21 protein-coding genes and 1 pseudogene are annotated in these 20,079 nt (G+C 57.9%); 18 read left to right on the top strand and 4 right to left on the bottom strand.

Annotated elements, in window-relative coordinates; genetic code table 11:
* Positions 1–79 precede the first annotated feature (79 nt).
* The 12 genes from QM596_RS20545 (at position 80) to QM596_RS29825 (ending at position 9,971) form a co-directional block, all read left to right on the top strand.
* Positions 80–226, top strand: a complete 147-nt coding sequence (locus QM596_RS20545; protein ID WP_283309842.1) for a hypothetical protein — start codon at positions 80–82, stop codon at positions 224–226.
* Between the two features lie 77 nt (positions 227–303).
* On the top strand, positions 304–519 hold the full coding sequence (locus QM596_RS20540) for a hypothetical protein (protein ID WP_283309841.1): 216 nt from the start codon (positions 304–306) through the stop codon (positions 517–519).
* A 146-nt stretch (positions 520–665) separates the two neighbouring features.
* Positions 666–1,166 (top strand): hypothetical protein, encoded by a 501-nt coding sequence (locus QM596_RS20535; protein ID WP_283309839.1) that lies wholly within the window; start codon positions 666–668, stop codon positions 1,164–1,166.
* 272 nt (positions 1,167–1,438) lie between these two features.
* Positions 1,439–2,362: a hypothetical protein gene (locus tag QM596_RS20530; RefSeq protein ID WP_283309837.1), complete on the top strand. Its 924-nt coding sequence runs from the start codon at positions 1,439–1,441 to the stop codon at positions 2,360–2,362.
* 476 nt (positions 2,363–2,838) lie between these two features.
* Positions 2,839–3,525, top strand: coding sequence for an MspA family porin (locus QM596_RS20525; RefSeq protein WP_283309836.1), 687 nt, complete (start codon positions 2,839–2,841; stop codon positions 3,523–3,525).
* Between the two features lie 184 nt (positions 3,526–3,709).
* On the top strand, positions 3,710–4,054 hold the full coding sequence (locus QM596_RS20520) for a hypothetical protein (protein ID WP_230813716.1): 345 nt from the start codon (positions 3,710–3,712) through the stop codon (positions 4,052–4,054).
* On the top strand, positions 4,051–6,831 hold the full coding sequence (locus QM596_RS20515) for a hypothetical protein (RefSeq protein ID WP_283309835.1): 2,781 nt from the start codon (positions 4,051–4,053) through the stop codon (positions 6,829–6,831). The genes QM596_RS20520 and QM596_RS20515 overlap by 4 nt, the downstream gene beginning before the upstream one ends.
* A 25-nt stretch (positions 6,832–6,856) precedes the next feature.
* Positions 6,857–7,678 (top strand): hypothetical protein, encoded by an 822-nt coding sequence (locus QM596_RS20510; protein WP_283309834.1) that lies wholly within the window; start codon positions 6,857–6,859, stop codon positions 7,676–7,678.
* A 62-nt stretch (positions 7,679–7,740) separates the two neighbouring features.
* Positions 7,741–8,160 carry a hypothetical protein gene (locus QM596_RS20505; RefSeq protein ID WP_283309833.1) on the top strand — a complete coding sequence of 140 codons (420 nt, stop codon included), beginning with the start codon at positions 7,741–7,743 and terminating at the stop codon, positions 8,158–8,160.
* 353 nt (positions 8,161–8,513) lie between these two features.
* On the top strand, positions 8,514–9,059 hold the full coding sequence (locus QM596_RS20500; RefSeq protein ID WP_283309832.1) for a hypothetical protein: 546 nt from the start codon (positions 8,514–8,516) through the stop codon (positions 9,057–9,059).
* 74 nt (positions 9,060–9,133) lie between these two features.
* Complete coding sequence (locus QM596_RS20495; RefSeq protein WP_230813706.1) at positions 9,134–9,280, top strand: hypothetical protein; 147 nt, start codon at positions 9,134–9,136, stop codon at positions 9,278–9,280.
* 469 nt (positions 9,281–9,749) lie between these two features.
* Complete coding sequence (locus QM596_RS29825) at positions 9,750–9,971, top strand: helix-turn-helix domain-containing protein (RefSeq protein ID WP_502943414.1); 222 nt, start codon at positions 9,750–9,752, stop codon at positions 9,969–9,971.
* Between the two features lie 9 nt (positions 9,972–9,980).
* On the opposite strand, the gene QM596_RS20490 is transcribed toward QM596_RS29825, so the two are convergent.
* The 3 genes and pseudogenes from QM596_RS20490 to QM596_RS29820 all read right to left on the bottom strand — a co-directional run.
* Positions 9,981–10,367, bottom strand: coding sequence for a hypothetical protein (locus QM596_RS20490; RefSeq protein WP_283309831.1), 387 nt, complete (start codon positions 10,365–10,367; stop codon positions 9,981–9,983).
* Between the two features lie 476 nt (positions 10,368–10,843).
* Entirely contained in the window at positions 10,844–11,383 is a 540-nt protein-coding gene (locus QM596_RS20485; RefSeq protein WP_283309830.1) for a hypothetical protein, read from the bottom strand.
* Between the two features lie 195 nt (positions 11,384–11,578).
* Positions 11,579–11,671: pseudogene (locus tag QM596_RS29820) on the bottom strand (DUF2510 domain-containing protein); the annotation flags it as partial.
* Between the two features lie 440 nt (positions 11,672–12,111).
* Here QM596_RS29820 and QM596_RS29815 point away from each other — a divergent pair.
* From QM596_RS29815 to QM596_RS20475, 3 genes are all read left to right on the top strand, one after another.
* Positions 12,112–12,288 (top strand): antitoxin VbhA family protein, encoded by a 177-nt coding sequence (locus QM596_RS29815; protein WP_502943412.1) that lies wholly within the window; start codon positions 12,112–12,114, stop codon positions 12,286–12,288.
* A 58-nt stretch (positions 12,289–12,346) separates the two neighbouring features.
* The gene (locus QM596_RS20480; RefSeq protein ID WP_283309829.1) at positions 12,347–12,544 is read left to right on the top strand and encodes a hypothetical protein; all 198 of its coding nucleotides are present in this window, start codon (positions 12,347–12,349) and stop codon (positions 12,542–12,544) included.
* Positions 12,545–12,752: 208 nt separating this feature from the next.
* A complete protein-coding gene (locus QM596_RS20475) occupies positions 12,753–13,676 on the top strand; it encodes a helix-turn-helix domain-containing protein (RefSeq protein WP_283309828.1) in 924 nt (307 codons plus the stop codon).
* 101 nt (positions 13,677–13,777) lie between these two features.
* Here QM596_RS20475 and QM596_RS20470 read toward each other — a convergent pair whose 3' ends face one another.
* Positions 13,778–14,539, bottom strand: a complete 762-nt coding sequence (locus QM596_RS20470; RefSeq protein ID WP_283309827.1) for a hypothetical protein — start codon at positions 14,537–14,539, stop codon at positions 13,778–13,780.
* Between the two features lie 1,404 nt (positions 14,540–15,943).
* Between QM596_RS20470 and QM596_RS20465 the strand changes: the two genes are divergently transcribed.
* From QM596_RS20465 to QM596_RS20455, 3 genes are all read left to right on the top strand, one after another.
* On the top strand, positions 15,944–16,117 hold the full coding sequence (locus QM596_RS20465) for a hypothetical protein (RefSeq protein WP_283309826.1): 174 nt from the start codon (positions 15,944–15,946) through the stop codon (positions 16,115–16,117).
* Positions 16,118–16,379: 262 nt separating this feature from the next.
* Positions 16,380–17,057: a hypothetical protein gene (locus QM596_RS20460; RefSeq protein WP_283309825.1), complete on the top strand. Its 678-nt coding sequence runs from the start codon at positions 16,380–16,382 to the stop codon at positions 17,055–17,057.
* Positions 17,058–17,478: 421 nt separating this feature from the next.
* A complete protein-coding gene (locus QM596_RS20455; RefSeq protein WP_283309824.1) occupies positions 17,479–19,620 on the top strand; it encodes a bifunctional DNA primase/polymerase in 2,142 nt (713 codons plus the stop codon).
* The last annotated feature ends 459 nt before the right edge of the window (positions 19,621–20,079 follow it).

Below are 20,079 nucleotides of genomic sequence, written 5' to 3'. Positions count from 1 at the left end.
GGGTCGTGCGTCCTCTGCCAGCACGTCATGGCGTTGGATGTACTTTGACCCACGACCGAATTGGCGGCAAGGAAACGTGATGCTCAAACGAAATTACGACATCTTGGGAACGATCAGCACAGGCGCAGTCCTGGTGATCCTGTCGGCCCCATGGACACTCTGGATCGTCTGGGGTGGGGTGGTTGTCTACCAGGTAGGTAACCGGCTGAGGTTCCGTCATGCTTAACCGGACGGCAGGCCGGGAGGCCGGGAGTATGGTGGCCGACCAGCGTGCACGACTGGGGTGAACGGGAAGTGCCCTCGATGACTGCTTCAGCGACGAACCAGATAGTCCAGAGCGCACGACTGGCCGAAGGAACGCGCGTCAACCTGACAACGCCGGATGGTTTTGCGGTCTACGCGACGGGGTTGGTCCTGCGCTACTACGGCGTCAACCGTCCAATCGTGGAAGTTGCATGTGACGACGGACATCTCTGGCTCGCGCAGCCATGGCACCTGCAAGCAATTCCTGACAAGTAGCAGGACCAAATGTCGCCGCGACGAATCTGCGTGGGTCGATTCCGCCGCGCAATTACGACCCGGTGACTGTGCGGAAGATCGGCGACGGTGTGATTTCTCCGTGACGCCTACCGGCGTACTTCTCACGTGAAGGGACCAGACAATAAATGTGGATAGTGGCCCTCGGCAAGGCTTTGGAAATCGGAGGTCTGGCATTGGCAGCGAGAGGACTTTTCCTCGCATGGCGACACTCCGCTGATGGCGCTCATCTGTTTCCCGAATGGGTCCGCGACTTGAATCCGTTCCCCCGTCGACGAAGCGCCACCGTCTACGCCACGGCGGCCACTCTCTCAATAGGCACAGCATCGGCGCTCGTGGAGGTCAGCGTTGATCCCAATCAACCATTGGCGCCCAGAGTGGCTGCTCTCGAAGCAAATCTGAACGCCGCGCGCAGAGACATTTTCGAACTCACATCCGAGCTACGCCAGCAGGCACACAACTTCGAGGCTGAGGACAAGCGGATCGAGCGAACCCTACTTTCCGCATTGGCGGAAGAATCCCGGAAGCAGACCGGCCACGCGGTGATCGAGCTGCGGACAGCAGTTCTTGGACTCTCCTTGTCGGCATTTGGAGTCTTGATCCAACTTCCGCAATCCCTCGGAATGTAGGCGTTCTGTGCAGTCCAGTCCGAGTATTCACGCTCGGTAGGGGTCCGAGCCGGGTAGTGCCGTCATACACGACTGCACGCGACGACGCGCGAATCAACGTCACTTACCGCTTCCCGGACGGCGATGAGCGCCAGCTCGGCTGGGCGTATATCCGTTCCTCCACCGGAAATGGCTGAGTTGGCGAGGACAACGCTCGCTCCGCTAACTCACCAGCGACGTTCGTTCAAAAACGTAGCCAATTGGTATCTGCGGTATGAAATGAAGGGGGCAATGTGGGGTTGTTCGACGGACCGACGTGGCAAGACCGGATGCTTTACGAGGCCGAAGAGCAGACCCGTGCCGCCCAGAAGGCAGCGAAGGATGGACAACGTCGTGCCCGCGAGAATGCCGCAGCGAATGCGGAGATTGCGCGATTGGCGAAGAAACGAGAGGCGCGAGAAGTTGACGAGGCGAATCAGCGCCAGCAGCAAGCTCGTTCGCAAGCCGTAAGCGCGCAACAGGCCGCACAGCAGGCTCAGAGACAGGCGGCCAGGCAGCACCAGGCCCAATTGGAATCGCAAGTCAATGCGAACTGGGCGATGTTCAGGCAGACACCTGATGGGCAGCAATGGCAGCGATGGATCGACGCGGCAACTCAGGTCTCCGACCTTCTCGATGCTTGGAATCAAGTCTGGTCGGAAGCAGTCCTCGCCGCGGTGGCAGAAGAGCGTTCCAATTGCGCGTATCCAGCTTGGCAGATGGGTGTCTATCTTCCAGTTGGGCATCCGGGAACTCGGCTTCTTGGCAGCATGAGGGCGCTCATCTCGATAGCGAAGGCGGCGAGGGAAGGTGCCCCCGATGTTGAGTCCGCCTTCCACAAAATGCAGCTGCGGTTAGCCAAGAAGAATCCTGCATGGGCGACAGAGAATGAACTCAATCGCAGAGGCTGGATTGACTACGCCGTCAGACGTGTCGGGGTTGATCCCTTGACTGCGACCGCCGGTTCGATTCCCGGCTACCTGGTCGACGACCTAAATTGGTCGGTGCCAAGTAGGTACAGGTCCATCGTGGTCAACATCAAGAGGCAACTCCCGCCCGCGTCCGAGATCGGTAGCTGCCTCAACGTGGCAAGGGCACTCAAGCCAGCAGACGTTTTCGATCACCCGGAGCTGAGAAGGCTGATTGAGCAGATGCACACTAAATCGACCTCTGTGTGAATTCTGCTCACGGTACGCATTCGCGTGACCAAGCCGGCGTCGCTGTGGAATTCGGCTACTGATCCTCTTCGGCACTGAGTCGAGTGTTGGGAGTGAGAAAATCGGATGTTTCGACCGTTCGTGTCAACCGTGGTTTTCCTTCCTTCGGACTTAGTAGTCGTGTCTTTCGGTCAGACCCCTGAGCCCTTCGTTGTCCGGAAACTGTTGGAGAACTGTGCAGCCGTCGACGCTGGGAATGCTCGGGGACGTACCGCGTGCACCAAACAGGAAACGTGATGTCGGACACGTGGTGACAAAGGTCCCTTATGCAGGTCGGACTGCTTTCGTGATGTGTCTGTTATTAGAGTTTCGAGGTATTTCCGCTCCGGGGCCTTCGGAGTTGTGGCGGCCAAACGGGACGATTGGTACTGTCCGGTAACTTGTTCAGTTAGTTATCGGTTACCGGCGGGTTGCCGTTCGAGGCTTGGGAGCAGTCCATGGGAATCGGTCAATCGAATCGCGCAGCACGTCCCTGTGTGAAGCCTTTGGGTGGGGCTGTAAGTGTTTGTGCTGCAAGCATTGTCGTAGCAGGAATCGTCTTCGGTGGAACCGCCTCGGCGGCGCCGACGGCGTTGGCAGACAAGTATGCGAGCACGGTCACCGATGACGGCTGGTCGTTGGATCTTGCTGCTACCAAACTTTCGGCGAATCCGGTGCCGAATCTGGCGACGACGGCGTTCACCCGTGAGGGGTTCGTGTCGGCGAAGGTGACCGGCACGATTGGTGGTGCGGGCGATTCGGCGGTGAAGACCGGTTATGTCGAGCAGGGGTTGCAGATCGGCTGCCAGATCGATGTCTCCTCCGGACTTGGCTTGGGGCTTGGCTTTTCGCTCGGCCCGTCTGTCGGTGTGAGTATTTCGGGTGTCCCGTCGGCGAACGTGGGTGTGAATGCGTCGGTGAATCCGAGTATTCAGTCGACGATTGCGCCGGGCACGATCACGACGATTCCGTTGGGGAAGAAGGATCTCGAGTCGTCGAAGGCGTCGATCACGGCAGAGAACGTGCACGTGAAGGTTGATGCGTGCATGGGGCCGGTGACGATTCGCTCCTACGCACAACTCTCGGTGTCGACGGCGACGTCGGATAACACGTTGTTCGTGTACTCCGATCCCACCTGGCTCTGACCTCTGATCCGGGGGCGCTCACGCGGGGAAGTCTGCTCGACATCCGCGCCGCAACTGACTGTTTTCTGACGTCATTGTGCGCCTTGACATCGACTTAGCGCGCCATTCGATTTTGTCGCATTCAGATCCTCTCTGAATTCTTTTGTCCTGCTGTTGTTCTCGTTCATCGTCTGGAGTTCATGTGATGGCTGTCCGTAGTGCTGATCATTCTCGGCCTGATCCGATAGCTGATCAACGAGCTGCTGTCGGTCGCGCCCGCAACGCTGGCGATGACGGCTGGGACCCGAACAGTGAATTGAGCGAAACGTCGAAGGCGGTGATCGCCTCCGTTTTCGGGTTGGGGTTGTTGATTGCAGCGTTCGCGGTGATCGGGCGACTCGGGGGTTGGGCCGAGGATTACGGGACGATCCTGGTGTATCTGGCGTTCTTTCTGTGGATGTCGATCGCGGGGCGCCTGTTCTGGTGGGGCGCAGACAAATTGATTGCCACGGTGAGGAAGAAGTCGGGCACGAGTGGTGATCGTCGGTGAAGTCCGCTCTGCGACTCAAGCGGTCATTCGCGGGGTTACTTGCAGCCGGAGCACTGCTGACCGGGACCGCCGGCGTGATCGGTGCGGGGCTCGCGCTCACTGCCGGCCAGGCGCATGCGACACCGGAAGAGGATTGCGCGGCGGTGCGGGCACGTGATCATCAGATCTACCTGAACCTGATCGCCTCACTGCCACCTGGTGCACCGATCCCGCCTGAGTACATCAACCCGTGCCTTACTGCGCCGTCCACGACCGCGACGGCTGCGCCGACGACCACCGTTGGGCTCCCCGGTGCGCAGGCTCCGGGTGGTGGCCCGAATGTCGGGGCGAATGCTCCGACGAACTTTCCCGCCTACAACGGCACCCCCATCGTCCCCGTGCCCGGCGCCGCGCTGCCTGGACAGCCGAATACGCCGACACCGCCAGGTATCGAGAACCCTGCGGGAGTTCCGGTTCCGACGACCACAGGCGGGCCTGCCCCGGCTACGCCGCAACCTGCAGGATCGACCGCACCTACCGTGACGGCTGATCGTGGTCCTGGACCGGTTCCCGCGGATTCGGATTCGAATATCGCACCGGCCCAGCCGGTTCCGGACCCGGCAGCAGATGTCTCTACAACCGGGGAGGACTCGGGCCGTGACAGGTATCTCGAACTCACCCTGATCGGCGCTGCGGCGTTCACCGCTGCGGGTATCGGAGTGCGTGGGCGGCCGGGACCTTTCAGTCCACGGACACCGGAATCAGTACTCTCCCAGGCGGTCGGGACTATCGCTTCGCCATTGATGGCGTATGCACGCGGTGGTCAGTCGACGTTGCGGGTGTTCGATCCGATCACCGGCGGAAGCCGGTTCTACTTCCTGATCCACGACGAAACGTCGTCGCACGAATCCGTGATTCCGGTGACGGTGCCGCCCGGCGGTCACATGCGCGTCAACCCCGATGGCACGGTCACTGTTTTCGACGCCGACGGAAACCCGGTCTCGACAATCGACGCCCCGTGGGCGTACGACGCCAACGGCACACCCATCCCGACGCATTACGAGATCCGGGACGGACAACTCGTCCAGGTCGTCGACACCGCCGGTATCGAGAACGTGCTCTATCCGATTTTGGCGGATCCGGAAGACCACACACAGAGCGGCAAGAAATCCCCCACTCCGGCGCGCCCGACCAAAATCTCCGGTGAGGACGACGGCACCCGCCCGGAGGACGGTCAACATTGGAACGAGCCACCACCAGTCCAAGGCCACAAGGCCCCGAATCCACCAGTCCAGAAACCGAAACCCACCCAACCAACAGCCTCACCCGCGGTGGAGCCCGAACCGCAAGTCCCTGAGCAGGCTCCGGCGCAAGTGCCTGAGCAGATCCCGCAGCAGTCGCCGACCGAGGACATCGGTGCAGGCATCGGCGGGGACGGACCCGGTGCCGGGACAGCCCCGTCTGTCGACGCCGCCCCCGCTACACCGAACGAAACCGACACCCCCCAAGCGGAATTGGCAGGCTTCTCGATTTCCTCTGTCGCCGAGGCCGTGGTGGGCGGTGTGTCGTTGGCGGTGGCGATTGCGAATTTCTTCGAGCAGATCGCCCGCGGTGCCAGGTTGGACGATCCCGCTGTACTCAAGGACCTGCTGAACCTGCGCGAGTTGGCGCTCAAGGCCGGACTGAACTTCTACTCACTGCTCATCGAGGAGATCGCAAAGCTCTCCGAGGAGCAACGAGCAATCATCAATGCTGTTCTCAATCCGTTGGCGACGATACCTCCTGTGCGTACCGTGCCGTCCGGGCCGGCAACGAAACCATCACCGACGAAGCCGAAACCCCGTCCTGGGCCCCGTCTGCCTGGCGATCCTCAACCCGACGATCCGACAGGACCGCAAGATCCATCCGGCGCACCGGATTCAGCCGATCCGGCCACACCGTCGGATCCGGGTTTCGAACCACCAGTAGACCCCGGCACCACCACACCTGGATTCGGCGACCCCGAACAACCTTCGGCTCCCGAACCGGGCGAGCAACCGGCCGTCGATCCGGTCAACCCGGGGCACATCCCGGTCGATCCCGAGGCACCCGGTGCGCCGACCCAGCCCGGTCCTCCGGAGTTCGACCCCTTCGATCCGGACCCGAGCACGATCCCACAGCCGGGCGCCATCAAAGATCCGACAGAGCGGCCCTCTACCCCAACCCCTGGGACTGCATCACCCGATATACCGCTCCCCGGCGTACTAGTGCCACCATCAGCAGCTATCGAGCCGGGCCCAGCCCGGACGCCGAAAACTCCGCCAGTCATTCCTCCTGATTCGCCGCCACCTACTCAGGACCAGGTCGTTATCGACCATGTGGAGCCGATATTGCAGTATCTGGCGTCTCTGGCATGGCGGACCGTACTTGAGCGGAACGGGACACACCTACCCCCGTGGCTACTCGGCATTTTCGCGCATTCGATGTTTGAAGGATTCGTCCGCAGTATTCTCTCTCCACAGGTCGAGCAGCTCTTTCCTGGTGTTGAGTTACTGCCGGAAGTATCGTTCAGGCCGATCGAGGGGGGACCGGAAGTCGCGGTTCGAGGTGAGCCGGGAAGCTTTCGGCCTGACGTCGTATTAGTCCGCACGATCGTCGATGCATTGGGTACTGCGACACCGACTATTCTGCAGGTGTGGGATCTGAAGACCGGAAACGCGGCGATCGATCGTGCCTGGGCAGAGAATGCCGCGCAGTTCCTGCAGATTCCGTTGAACTGGATCAAGAATCTCTTCCCTGAAGCGATGGACAACGAATGACGTTCGATGGACAGGATGTGTGCAGATGAGCGATGACAAGCCTAAGCCTCCGAAATCGGTCAGTGAGGTGCTCGAGTCCCTGGGAATGGACCGGGATCAGTTGCGGGCGATGGCGAAAGATGCCGTCGCGGATCTGACTCCGAAGAAGGGGAGAGGTGCCGCCTGGGAGAAGGTACTGGACGCGGCGGCGGAGAGGCTCGGCCCGAACTGGACCATCATCGGAAACGGTTTGCGAGCGGAACTACTGCACACTCCGGTGCGATGGTTCTTCGACACAGTCGGGATCGATCCTATCCCGAACCGAGAACGGCTGATTGTCGGGCACACACCGCTCTTCGAGCCTCTTGTTCCACGTGCGATCACCCTCACGCAGGATAGTTCGGACAGTAGGCTTCGAGACAAAGAGTTTCGGCGACTGCAGATCGACATCTTCGACACCGATTCCGCTGCGGCGCTGGTCACGCGGTGGGCTCAGGGACCCGCAACGGAACTGTTTGCTTTGAAGCCGATCGACGCCATTACCGCGTGGTTCGAAGACGCCTACCTAGCTCGCGATGAACAGCACCGTACCAACTGGAAACTCTTGGCAGGCCTGCGTGTAATCGCCGATACAGGCTCACCGCTTGAGGTCATCGACAGCCAACTCGACTATCTCCGCAGCCGGGCTGCCGACCCGGCAGGTCTACTTGTCATGTTCTGGGAACAGTTTCGTGAGGTAGCCGCTGCCGGTGATCGAGAGACGACACTGCGGTGGCTCGACGAGCATCGACGTGCCACGGTGCGTGAGCACTACGCGCTACCGGATTCGGTGTTCGGCGACGTTCTCGACGACTTGGGCAACGGCTAGCCACGCGTCTGCAAAATCTCGAATTTGCTTCGACCGCAACACTTCAGGGAGATAGGAAATCAATGGACCACTGGGTCGTCGTCCCGGAACAGCCAGGGTTTGTAGGGGATCGCACAGTTGTCGATACCGCAACCTTGCCGCCGACGGTAGAAAGGGCGCACTTCGTGTTCACCCGGCAACCTACCGACGGACTGATCGGTGCCGGCCCGCTGGTATTGGTGGACCGTGAGACCGCGGAAGCGCTCGAGGACAACGTCTTCGGTGAAGTGTCCCTTCATCCGGCTGACCTCGATACGGACCCGACATCGGGGTTGTTGCACGTTCCCGACTTCGTGTGGTGTCAGGTGCATGGGCAAGCGGGGATGCTCGATATCGGCCTCACCGAGGACGGTCGCCTGGTGATGTCGGGGCAAGCGTTGCTGGTGTTCCACTCTTTCGGTGGCGGTATCGAGAACGCCACCATCTCCGAATGGCTCGGCTGAATCACTCGCCTGACGAAAACACGAGCGAAGCGCGCCTTTGCGGTGCTGGCGGGGGCTCCGGAGCAATACGAAACTAGGTGGCGGCCGTGCGTGTGAATTCGAATTCGTTGCGGACGAACTCTCCGTACAGGCTCGCGCAAGAATACTGCGGTCACCGCTCGATGCAGGCACGATCTAGCACTCGTCGGCTGGACGGGAACTGTGAGAGGCGAAGGCCATCGTGAACGTCGAGAAGGAATTGAGTAGCTTGATGTCCGAATGTGATGTCGGCGCAACGTATTCTGCCACTTGCGATTCTGCTCAGGACCCGCGGCAGGACCGGCATGGCATGCAATCGCGAGGAGAACCGAAGCATGGATGACCAATACCTCGATTTCCACTTCCTTGCCGATGTGAGAGATTCACCGATCATTGATTGGTTCATCGGCAAGTTCATCATTCTGCTGGCGATCGTGATGTTCTGGCTTCTCATTTGGTTGATCCAGAACGGATGGATCCGTCTTCGTGGGCAGAGGTCCAATCTGAAGACGAGGAAACTGCTGGTCGCGATCGGGGTTGTCACTGCACTGTTCGCCATCACCGTGGCGGTGGACAAGTCACGAGCGCGAATGGACCCAGAGGAAACCGAGAGACAGGCTCGGTCCGAACTGGTTGGACAGGTCGAACAGAAGTGGGACGTGAGGTTACTTGATCCTTCTTCTGAATCAATCCCAGGTCGCCCTGACAGTTTCGCCAGAGTTTCTGTGAATGCGGCTGTGGGGTCGGACCAGTCTCCACAGAAGTGCGAGATGACCAATCTGTATTGGCGCAGTGGAGCAAAACAGAGCCTTGGCGATTTCGACCTGAGGGTCACTCTCACCTGTGATGGATTGCCCGCACCTTTGAGAGATCCATCATGACGTGGCAGCGAAGTTGCACAGGACGGATTGTCGTCGGGGGTGGAATGTGCAGGTACTTCCACCGACGAGCAGACATGACCAGGAACCCTCTCCTCGAGGAGGAAGAGAACAACCGTAACGGCGCAGGACCTTTGACGGATGCCGAGATCACCGAGTTCACCGAGGCGGTCGTTTACTCGCGTTCTGTCATCCCAGATGATCCGAGCGTGTGGCTCGAGTGATGCAAGGTTGCGGCGACGTTCCCGCACGGTTTGGGTATGTCGATCTCCAGTTTCAAGGCCGTCATCATCGCGTACTACGGCGTGGCCGAAACCGGTACGAATTTGAACCGAATCCCAGTGCAATGTTCCGGCTGATCCACTGGAGTTCCGAGGGAGATAGGTTTTCGGTGATCGATCCTCATCTCTCTAAGCGCGACGTAAAACGATCAGATCCACGTTCGCTGCAAAAGGGTCGCGTTTCGATACGTAGAGTCGAACGATCTCGAAAGCTCGCGCTGGGTCGAACTGAGGCGCCAGGACGGGGCGCAGAACTCCGGCTCGTCGTCCGGGTTTGGGGCAGGAACGATGTACGTGGTTCCACCTCAACTGTTTTCGTATCCAAGCCCTCTGGTGACGGCCACGTTCTTGCGCTGGAGTGAATGCCTTCTTTTGATGGTCAGGATAGTTTTCTCCCGGATACGCTCGAACGGTGACTTCTATACAAGACTTCATCGATGCTCGCACGCATATCGGCTTCAGTCAGCGAGAGGTTGCAGCGATATCGGGCGTCTCCGAATCAACCATCCGCCGCGCGGAGCTGGGCGAATCGAATGTCTCGATCGTTGTGTTTCAACGAGGGCCAATTGGTTCAGGTCTGCGTCAGTGTGTCATTTCCAATCTATGTCCATGGAATGAGATCGTTGCGCGGTGATTTGACCGTTCAGCCTTCGGCTGAGATCCATTTACCCTTAGCGCCAACATAGATCCCGGACAGCGCTGCCTCCACGTACCGAAATCTGTACCCGTCCTCATCTGTGAACTCGATCTCTGGTCTCGGTAGGTAGCTCGCCAACGTCGTTTCGTCGGTGAAGAAGTGAGCGGTGCGCGCTTCGGTGTCAAGCACGACAGGAGAACTCGGGTGCTCATCGGCGCCGAAAGGGAAGTCGCTGATTGTGGTGGAGACGGTTTGGGTGGAGTTCATCGCTGTCGGAGCCTGGACGGCGGTAAAGTTGGTCCATTCGACGTCGTAAAGTGTTCCGCCGGTGTTGTTTTGAAGAGTTACGGTCCAGGCGGGAGTTCCGGTTGTGTTTCCTGGCAGAACGGTCACACGTGCACGTGCTGCCTTCCGCAGTGCTCTTATCCCAGCCTCGCGATCGGACTCGGCTCGGAGTCGGTCAGCATCGGTCCTTGCGCGGATCGATTCCCGGACCGTCCATAGAGTCAGGATTGCGACCATAGTGGTGCCGAGCCCGCCGATCCAAGTTCCGAGGTCCCCGAGTTGAAGTCCGAATGCGAAGTTCCGCAACAGTGCGGCGATAGAAATGACAAGACCTGTGGATCCAATAATCACTGCAGCGATTGACCACGACTTGTTCGTCATCAGATTCCTTCATTGTCGAATGGGGTTGCTCGGGCGAGCCTCGTCCTTCTGAGCGGTCGCGTACGGAGACCCGTTATCCGCTACCAGTAAATATGCTCAACCGGTTCGTTCGCTGTGTTACACGCGGGTTGATCCATATCCACGACCTGAAATACCAGTTTGACGAGCGTCACCGTTAGAGGCACCACCCACGTTAGGTCGATCTACCGAATCACACGCACTGTGTGTGCTACGAGGAATGGCTTGCGCAGCGCAGAGTCGAATACCTTCGATCCAGTGAGGAATGGGCGGCGGACCTCCGCATAGATCGCAAGGTTGCTGCCTGGTTCGACGTCGCCGAGATCTGATCTCAAGCCGATGATGGGTACGTCGACGGAATTCAGACTCCAGCTGACTATTGGACCGAGGTCATGCCAGCTGACGGTGGCGTCGAAGTAGGTGCCACCGGTAGCGGTTTCGTATCCTGATGGAAGTTCGTCGACCTTGCCGTAGAGAACTACACGCGAGCCCACATAAGGGTACGGATACTCTGCGAGGTTTCCTGACGGATGCATGATCTTCTTGAATTCGGATTCGTCCAGGGTCTTGTAGCTGTTCAGGTCACCGAAGGACGTATCCTCGACCGCGGGAAGAGCTGACGCCAGACTTTGTGGATCTGTGGGCCCTTCGACGGTCTTAGCTGCTTCGTCAGTTGAGTTGCCGCTGGAATTGTTCGCCAGAATTGAGCCGCAGAGTCCGACCACAAAGATCAGTCCAGCAATCCAAATAACAGTGAACTGCTTCTTTTTCGGCGCCGTAGCGGTCCTGGGCGTACGTAGGCTGTTCGCCTGTGCAGAGCTGTGAGAAGGAGCTTGCCAGAGACCGGAATTGGCTGGACTGGGACCCGGAGATGCGAACTGTGTCGCCTCTGAGGTCGTGGCGCCAGTTGGGTGATTCGAGGCTGGTGCCCACCGATCGGACCACTGGATGCCATCCCACCAGCGGAGGGACGGCGAATTCGGGTCGGGGTACCAACCGGGTGGTTCCTGCATCGGTCCTGCACCGGGTGGCGTCACGTGGTAATCCTCAGTCCTGAGGGCGAAGGCATTGCCAGAATCTAGCACCAATCGCAAACCCGTTATGGACTGCTGTGCGCCGCGAATGGCTCTGGTGCGTTTCTGTTATCGGAATGCAGGTTGTTTCGAAGTGACACAAGCGGGGCGGCGACCGCCCTCGTCCCTCTGCTCATGCTGCACACTCGTGTGATAGAAGCCGGCGTCGCTGTGGCATTCGCTTGCTGATCCTATTCGGCACCCTCCATCTCACGTCGACGACCATAATTTTCATTTATGGAAGCCCTTCTTCTCATTTCGAAAAAAATTTCAGTGAGGTGCATATTTATGGGCAGTTATCTGCGTCAAGCATTCGGTATACTGAGTAGTCGCACCGATCCTTGTCTATTGATGTGATTGATTCGACAGTTGGAGGGCGTATGACATCGATGGCTGAAAGATTCGATAGGGCTACTCGTGCGATACACTCCACGCGACTATCGGGAGGTCATATTTCCGATGCGCTGCTGGATGACTTCGTGGAGATTGTCCTCGGCCGCGCTACTGCAGAGGAAGTCGTGCGGAGGCTCCGCAAAGAATACCGGGTCGAAGACTGACAGGCCCGAGGCTGACTCACCGCACTCGCAGCGCAGTACCTCAGGGCGACTCTCCGCGATGACGATCGTCGCCGGGCGGCATCTCGAGACGTTCGATCCGGGCCATCGCGCGCGGAGAGATATTGATCCAGGGCAGGTTCTCGGGTTAGTGACGGCGCCACTTCACCTTGAGATTCTTCTGGATGAAGCTCAGGAGCCCGTCAATATTGAGGCGAATGTGGATATCATTTGGAGGGCGATCGCGTCGAGTGAATGATTCTGTTGACGGTGAGCTTGGTCCAGTTGCTACATATGGACTGATGGGGTTTCTGACCGTGGCAGTGAATCGACGAGCCGGATGCTGACGCGGCCGTGTGGCGTTCAATCGGGGAATGCCGCACTGCCGCTCTCCGGGTCGACTCAGCCAGGGCAACTTTCTGCCTATTGATTGGACAGTTTGTAAGTGCCCGGAATTCTCTGAACTCTTGTCGCCCACTCCGCCGGGAACGAAGATTTCTTCAGGCTTAGGGCACAGCCCAGTTCGATGTCATTGCTGGTCAGGATCGTTTTCTCCCGGATACGCTCGAACGGTGACTTCTATACAAGACTTCATCGATGCTCGCACGCATATCGGCTTCAGTCAGCGAGAGGTTGCAGCGATATCGGGTGTCTCCGAATCGACGATCCGCCGCGCGGAGTTGGGCGAATCGAATGTCTCGATCGTTGTGTTCAATCAGTTGATGTATGCGGTCGGTGTCAAACAGGCTGGCTTCCAGCCAATTTGCGACTACTCAGCGATCGTGGCGGCACGATTTGTCTTGGGGGATACTGCAGTCCAGCTCAGTGATGGTGCCCGCGAATGGATCACCCGTTGGCGGAAGATGGGAATCGCCGCAGACGATGTCTCAGGGTTCAAGACAATCCTTCGAACAGCCGGATATGCGGCAAGGATTCTGGATCGACCGCACAGAGAGACGTATCGCGGTCCTTTGCGTCCAAGCCAGATCTTTTCCGGACTCCGCGAGTTGCAACAGTCTGACAACCTCGATTGGGCGGTCACCGGTGCGGACGGCTTGCCGATGATCTACGTATCAGATCCTCCGCTGGCGTTGGAACGACTCAATGACGTTGGGGGCGGTAGTAATCGACGATCACGCTTCTGGGAGGGTGTGATGTTACTGGATATGTCTCCGGTGGCGAATGCGCGTGTGCGTGGACGTATTTCAGCTGGAGGAGACAAGGTGCGTTCGATGGGCGAGATACAGACGGTGATCGACATGTACTCGGCCGGTCAGATAGACGCAGCAGATAGGCGTGCGAACAGCATTCATGCGAGATCGTTCGCCGACTGGGAAGGGTGCGGGTCAGGACTGGTTCGTCGTGCCCGCGAGACAGGGGAACAAGCATGAGTTGCAGGCAGGCGTCATGCAGCGATCGCCGGCCCGGATAAGGCCGATGACAACATCGCGTAAGGGCTGGTCAGAGGAAGAACGTGCGTACCTCGCTGCGATCATCGAAAGTGAGGGAGGTGGTCTGGTGGACTATCGGGATCAGGTGCCTCCGTCAGGTTCAGGGATTCATTCCCGGCAGATCGAACTGCAGGAGGGGACGTAGGATTTAGCAGATATCGTTGCGCAGCTTCGGATCCCGAGGGAGTGGCCATGCCCTGGACGGCATCATCCGGTCTGATTTCGCCGACCACCCACTCATATACCTCTGGCCAGCTCATCGATCGGATCGTTGCGACAACGTCTTCGTTCGAAATGTGACCTCTCGCGGTTCGGAGTTCTGGTCGGGCAACCCATTCGTCCGCGTAGTCGATCACGGCGTGCGTCATATCCGCGACGGTTTCCGCGAGTGTCTGTTCACCCGATAAGAGGCCGAGATCTGGTGCGACGATCACGAACGCGCCGTTGTCGTCGAGGAAGACCTCAAAGCCCGTGAACTGATAGGTGGAGGCCGCAGGTGCCGGGAGAAAAGTTCTGGACGGGTCCGGTTCGCGGTTGATCCATTCGACGATCTCCTCGTCGCTCAGTCCGTCTACCTGGGCCGCCAGTGCCGCGCTCCGCTCCGGATGTTCCGATCTGGGGTAGTCGGAGTGGTTCCACCAGTATGCATACTGACGCAGCTGTCGGACCAACTTGTCGGTCGCTTTGTCGGAGTCGGAGTCAGTGGCCGAAATCCCAAGCCCAGGAACATAGATAGTGTAGAAGCCGCTGACGAAGACCATCCGAAAGTCTGCATCGAATTCTGGTATCGGTTCGATCGACATGATGAAACCCCTTGTCGCTCAAGTATCTTACTCTGATACTAAAGAGGCCGCACGACAGCTATTTCAAATGTGAAGGTCCCATCCATGGAGTGCTGTTAGGGCAGATTTCGTCGCAATCGAACGATGAAGCTTTCGTCTGTGATTGGACAGCGGCGACTGAACTGGTCATGGCCGGGGCTACATTGCCTGTCGCCGGATCGCGGTCAGGTTGTCGACCAACTTGGTGGTCAGTTGCCCCCGAGCTAGAAGTTCAAGCGGAGTCTGGGCGCCCGCGATGCGAATCGGGGTCTCCCACCAGGCGAGGGCTCCCCACGGATCCGTTTCCGCATGGAGATCCGCATTTGCGTAGGCGACGATTGGAATTGCCGCCCGTGCTGCAATGTCGAATTGGAATGCAGCGTATTCCCAGCTCAGTCCAAGTGGAAGTCGGATTAGGGAGACTTGTCCTCTGAGTGACTCCAATCTGAGCTCTGCATCAGAGTGATTGGGGTACAGCAGGTTCGCGGCTTCTGAGGTCGAGATGCGTTGGAACCGTCGACGCAGCATTTCTGTCAGCCGGGAGATTGTCGGACCGCCGCTTTCGGGATCCCTTGGTTCAGCCATCATGTGCCCTCGATCCACTGTTCGGCGTGGCGTTCTCGTTGATCGTAGCGAGTTGGATACCGTGTTTGTCCAGGCATTATGGGCTGATGAATTGGGGAATCATGGTCACGAGATGGTCTGTTCGAGTCGATCCAGTCCTGTGGGATGACGTGAAAGCTCGGCTAAATTCACAGGAGAACCGCCGGCCGAGAGTGACTATGAGTTCGATCATCGAGGTTGCGTTGCGCAGGTGGGTTTCCGAGTGCGCCCCTATCACTGAATTGATTACGGCTGAGGAGCTCGGAGACGCTAAATCGCCTAGAGTGCCGGTGCGAGGCAGGAATCGCCCAATCGACCCGTCCGACGATAACGACGATAACGGCGATTTCGTAGCAGCGAAAGCGAAGGTCCGCCTCAGTTCGGGGCGACGAGTCGCGGATGCTTCCGTGCAGACCCCTTATGTACCAGCGAGAGAGCGGTTTGCGCCGAAGAGTTTGTCGATAAGCGCGAGTGTGAAATCTGACGTTCTCGCGACGGCGCGTGCAATGGCTGCGTATCGGAAATCCATGCACCTCGCACCGGGTACGTTGGCACATCCAGCCCTGGTCGTGCAGTCGGCGCTCCGCGATTGGCTCCGCGAAAATCCGCAGAAAAAGTGATCTACATCATATATCGAACGATTTTTCGGCTGAAAAGTAGACGGAAAATTGGTTCTGACCAGCGGAAATAGATTTTTAACTGGCAAAATATTATTACATCGCGCTCCTCTGCTGCGTTCTATTCATCCCGTGCATCGCAAATCGCGGTGCGGAGAGGGCTGCAATGCAATTGGAAGCGCTTGGAAAGCGTGAGGACGAAGCCGCGACGCTCCACTGGTTGGCGTCCCGATACGGGGATGCCTACAGCATTCTTCTGCTGCCCTGCGACGATGGTTCGGTCGCACATGCTGAGGAATTGGCTCGCCCGGTTGCGCTGCTCCGAGGATCGGATGACTAGGGGAGCCTCCGAGGCTGGCTCACTTTGTCCGCATCCAGAATGCGCTGACCCCAGTTGCGTTGTCGAGATTGGTTGCAGCGCAACTTGCCTCACCTGCAGCTCGCATTGGGTCGTGACGCCCTATATGAACGAGCGGCATGACCCCTGGGATGTTCCGCTGGCCTGATTGATCACCACAGCCGAAAGCGGTTCCGGCTGAGTAGCAAAGAGATTCACCTGAATAGGTGTATTCGTCGACCCACAAAACAGAAGGAGAAAAAGGATGGCGAAGATCTGGGTCCGCAATATTCTCGCGGATCACACTGAAAGCAATCGGATAATTTTCGAGAAGATGGGATCGCAGCGAGGGCGAATTACGTTCGAAGATGACCTCTCGGGATTGGAGAGTGGCTATCGTGCCTTCAAAGTGGAAGCCTTCGTCTCTGTACATTTCCGATCGTTGACACGATCGATCGAAGGAATGCAGCGTGGGTCCAAATACCATGAGAAGTTCTACCGGAACTTCGCATATGCGACGTTTCCGGCAACGCAGGAAGTGGTCGAGAACCTGGAAGTATTGGGCAGGGTAGATACAAAGATGATGTCCATGTGGGCGGAATCATTTCTGCGGAATGTAGACACGTGGCAGCGAACCGATTTTGGAGACTGTGAGGAAAGGAGAATGACCAAGCTTCGGAATAAGCGGAGAAAAATTCTGCTCCGCTTCGACGAAGAAGACATCCTCACTCCCGCAAAGGTTGAAATTGAAAAATTTCTCCAGCGCTACCGCAGCGCACTCACGCGAAGTCGCAGGTCTACGTTTGATTCGGACAGTGCCGAATTCTCCGAGTGGACCCAGGACCAGATTCTTGAGCAGGCCATGCAGATGGCCACTGACCTTCGCGTCTTGGAGAAATATTTCTTCACGGAACTAAAGGGAGATTGCGCGGTGGATGAGTAGTCGCCACCAATCGGCCAAGCTGATTTTTCCGATCAATAGGGCCTGATCGAGTAGTCGGGGCTACTGTCAAGAATCGGATCTCAATCAAGGTTTGACTGCCTGGTAATAGTCGGGGTGCCACGGATCGCCAATCGCAGGTAAATAGGGACTGCAAATCATGTACTAACGGTCCGTGGCATCTCTATGCCTTTTTCTATTGGCGGTATTGAGAATTATTTATCAATAGCGCTATCGAATTCGCATTAGTGATTATCGCTGGACATTTCGGCGATACACCTAATAGCGTTCTCGTAGACGAGTTAGCTGCTCGTTCTGAATAACTGAAGCAAGCAGGGTGGAGTTTGCCTCTTGGTGGAGGTGCGTCCTCCGCCCTGCTTGATTTCAGAATAGATGCAATCCACCAAACATTAGGACATTCCGTATGATCCTCTGCGCGCCCGAAATCGATGAAGAAACTCGATCTTCGACTGACTATCTTAATGAGCTGCGCACACAGGAATGCCCTCGAATCACGCCGGAATCAACTCGGGATGAGCGAGGTCTACTGATCGATTGGCTACTCCTCGATAACGGAATCAGCTTGATTCCCTGCACGATTGACAAGACTCCAAGGATGCCGTGTCTGCAAAAGAAGCTGGATCCGGCCAATTATCAAGGTAAGAAACATCCCTCGTGTGCGAAGTTTGGACACGGATTCAAGACTGCTACACGGAATCGTGAACTCTTGCTCGATGTTCTCGATCTGCATCCCGAAATGGTGCTCGGTGTGGTGCCAGGTCCGGACAGGCTGATCCTCGACATGGATTCGGACGACGCGATTGCGAGCTTTTTGGCTGCAACAGGGGCCGACGTGGAGGAGAATCCTTGGGTGTCGACCGAACGCGGCGCACACCTGCACGTTAAGTGGCCTGGCGCAAAGTCATTCAAGACCAAGCAGCTACCCAATGTTGACATCCGCAAGGGTGGAGTCGGCTTCGTGATCGCGCCGGGGTGTGAACGGTCAGAGCGGGCGTTGTATACCCATACGCGTGGTATCTGGGGGCATGTGGTCGAGAACGAGGCAGTCGTTCGGTACATCCTGAAGACGGTGGCGCGTCGGCCGAAAACCTCTGGTGTCCACCGGAAGCAACATGTGAAGGCCTGCGGGGCTGAGAAGATCTTGCTGGAGAAGTGGCAGAACAATTTCGATCTCATGTACGGGTGGCTGAAGGACACCCCAGCGGGCCGTGAATACCGATCCCGCCGGACCAAGCCCTCGTCCCGTACCGATGACCAAGACGCGTACGACCTGTGCTCGGTATGGAATGTGGCCTACCACTTGGGCTTCACCCAAGAGCAAGCCCTCGGCTTGGTGAAGAAGTTTCAGCCAAAGCTGGCGCAGAAGCGCCTCGAATCCCGTGACGAAGTTTGGCTTGTCGAAGACGTGGCACGGGTATACGCATCTGCCGCGGGCTGGACCGGCAATCCCCTCGTCAGGTTTCAGGCCGAGCAGGCATTGCAGACGATTGAGCGACTGTGCGGCAAAGAATCTCGGCAGTATCTGCTGCTCGATTGGATAGTCCGTATGTGTACGACCACGCAGAAGGATGTCCTCAACGTCGGGCAAGAAGCTACCGCCGAACTTTTCGACGTCACGCATGTGACGATAGGTCGCGACCTCCGTTTCCTCCGCCAGACGATGGTGGAAGGCTTGGCCGGCGAATACGGGCAACCCGTCCCGGTTCTCAGAGTCGTGCGGCGGCACTGGTATGACGCAAAGTATTTGAACCGCCGCAGGACCACTTCGTACGCAGTCGGTGGCATGGTGGCGGTCGGTGCGGACGGCAAGGAGTGCCCCGATCTGGAAAAGGCAGCCGTTCTCCAGGCGGAGGAAGCATTACTCACACAGGTGAACGACGCGACCGGACAGTGTTGGTCATTGGTGCAGATGGATTACGAGGTCGACTTGGTCGGAGGCACGGTCGATGTCCGAATCCTCGACGAGCGCCTTCAGACATCGGCCCCCGTCGTGCAGTTCGAGATCGCACCGAACCAAGAGGCTTTCAGTCCGCTCGTTCGGCGTGCCGAAGCGAACTGCCCGAACTTTAGCTCGCCTGAGAATGAAAGCAACAGGTACCCCGATGTGCGAAAGGAGCCGAACGCGCAGGTGCCGGCGAAGCGCTTGGAGACGTTGGTCGAGAAGGTGACGGTCAATGCTGCAACATTGGGTCGGCAGCGGTCACGGTACGAGCGGATATTCGATGGCGTCAAGTTTGAGCTTGACGACGAAGGCTTGCCGATGAACAGGCAGGTGCCCGAGTGCATCGACAGCGCTTGTCTGATCCGTTCATGGGACGATGTCGACGTGGTCCAGGTGGTGACAAATATCGCCATCGGGTGGGACGAGATCCGTCGTAAAGCCCGGATTATGAGGAATTCTCCCGAGGCTGAGGCGGCGATATGTGCAGTCGAAGGCGGGACATGGAAACTCCTGTTCGAGGCTGAAGAGCGGCTGGGTAAACGGTATGACAGTCTCCGGAGAGCTGCGGAACGCAATGTTATCCGCGCAATCCGGCACCTCTAGGTCTGTATCGCTCACCGAAGGACCTTTGCGCGTTCAAATCGATTGTGATGCGATGAACTCTCGATTCGAGTACGTCGTACCCCCTCGAACTTTCGGTGCGTCACAATCGCAATGCGGGGCCATTGGGGTCGCAGTGTGGTCGGTGAGAGCCTCGGGTTGCGCTTCAAATTCAATCGCGATGTTTGTCGTCGCAAACCGTCTGTCGGACAGTGGCATTGAAGGTGATGTATGTGAATTCAATAGAGGCTCTGAGCTCTACGAATGGGTCAATGTTCAATACGTCCACGTCCTCCGCTTTAGGAGCACCAATGATCCCCGGGGTCCGTACAGAAGGGGCGCTCTGAGAAGAGGCTCCGCGACGTATAGGGAATCTACGCAAAGAGATGAACCTCGAAGCTGTTCCTAATCAAAGGATTCGCGTCGAATCGGGAGCTATCCGCCATGCGCTCTGAGCTCGTC

This window comes from Rhodococcus sp. IEGM 1406, from assembly GCF_030056745.1.
Classification (GTDB): domain Bacteria; phylum Actinomycetota; class Actinomycetes; order Mycobacteriales; family Mycobacteriaceae; genus Rhodococcus_F; species Rhodococcus_F erythropolis.
Note: the sequence above shows the minus strand (reverse complement) of the source record. Positions and strands in the feature narration are given on the sequence as shown.

Excerpts from the sequence above, each read along its gene's own strand:
- QM596_RS20545 (WP_283309842.1), top strand. The coding sequence starts at position 80 with ATGCTCAAACGAAATTACGACATCTTGGGAACGATCAGCACAGGCGCA.
- QM596_RS20540 (WP_283309841.1), top strand. The coding sequence starts at position 304 with ATGACTGCTTCAGCGACGAACCAGATAGTCCAGAGCGCACGACTGGCC.
- QM596_RS20535 (WP_283309839.1), top strand. The coding sequence starts at position 666 with ATGTGGATAGTGGCCCTCGGCAAGGCTTTGGAAATCGGAGGTCTGGCA.
- QM596_RS20525 (WP_283309836.1), top strand. The coding sequence starts at position 2,839 with ATGGGAATCGGTCAATCGAATCGCGCAGCACGTCCCTGTGTGAAGCCT.
- QM596_RS20520 (WP_230813716.1), top strand. The coding sequence starts at position 3,710 with ATGGCTGTCCGTAGTGCTGATCATTCTCGGCCTGATCCGATAGCTGAT.
- QM596_RS20510 (WP_283309834.1), top strand. The coding sequence starts at position 6,857 with ATGAGCGATGACAAGCCTAAGCCTCCGAAATCGGTCAGTGAGGTGCTC.
- QM596_RS20505 (WP_283309833.1), top strand. The coding sequence starts at position 7,741 with ATGGACCACTGGGTCGTCGTCCCGGAACAGCCAGGGTTTGTAGGGGAT.
- QM596_RS20500 (WP_283309832.1), top strand. The coding sequence starts at position 8,514 with ATGGATGACCAATACCTCGATTTCCACTTCCTTGCCGATGTGAGAGAT.
- QM596_RS20495 (WP_230813706.1), top strand. The coding sequence starts at position 9,134 with ATGACCAGGAACCCTCTCCTCGAGGAGGAAGAGAACAACCGTAACGGC.
- QM596_RS29815 (WP_502943412.1), top strand. The coding sequence starts at position 12,112 with ATGACATCGATGGCTGAAAGATTCGATAGGGCTACTCGTGCGATACAC.
- QM596_RS20480 (WP_283309829.1), top strand. The coding sequence starts at position 12,347 with ATGACGATCGTCGCCGGGCGGCATCTCGAGACGTTCGATCCGGGCCAT.
- QM596_RS20470 (WP_283309827.1), bottom strand. The coding sequence starts at position 14,539 with ATGTCGATCGAACCGATACCAGAATTCGATGCAGACTTTCGGATGGTC.
- QM596_RS20465 (WP_283309826.1), top strand. The coding sequence starts at position 15,944 with ATGCAATTGGAAGCGCTTGGAAAGCGTGAGGACGAAGCCGCGACGCTC.
- QM596_RS20460 (WP_283309825.1), top strand. The coding sequence starts at position 16,380 with ATGGCGAAGATCTGGGTCCGCAATATTCTCGCGGATCACACTGAAAGC.
- QM596_RS20455 (WP_283309824.1), top strand. The coding sequence starts at position 17,479 with ATGATCCTCTGCGCGCCCGAAATCGATGAAGAAACTCGATCTTCGACT.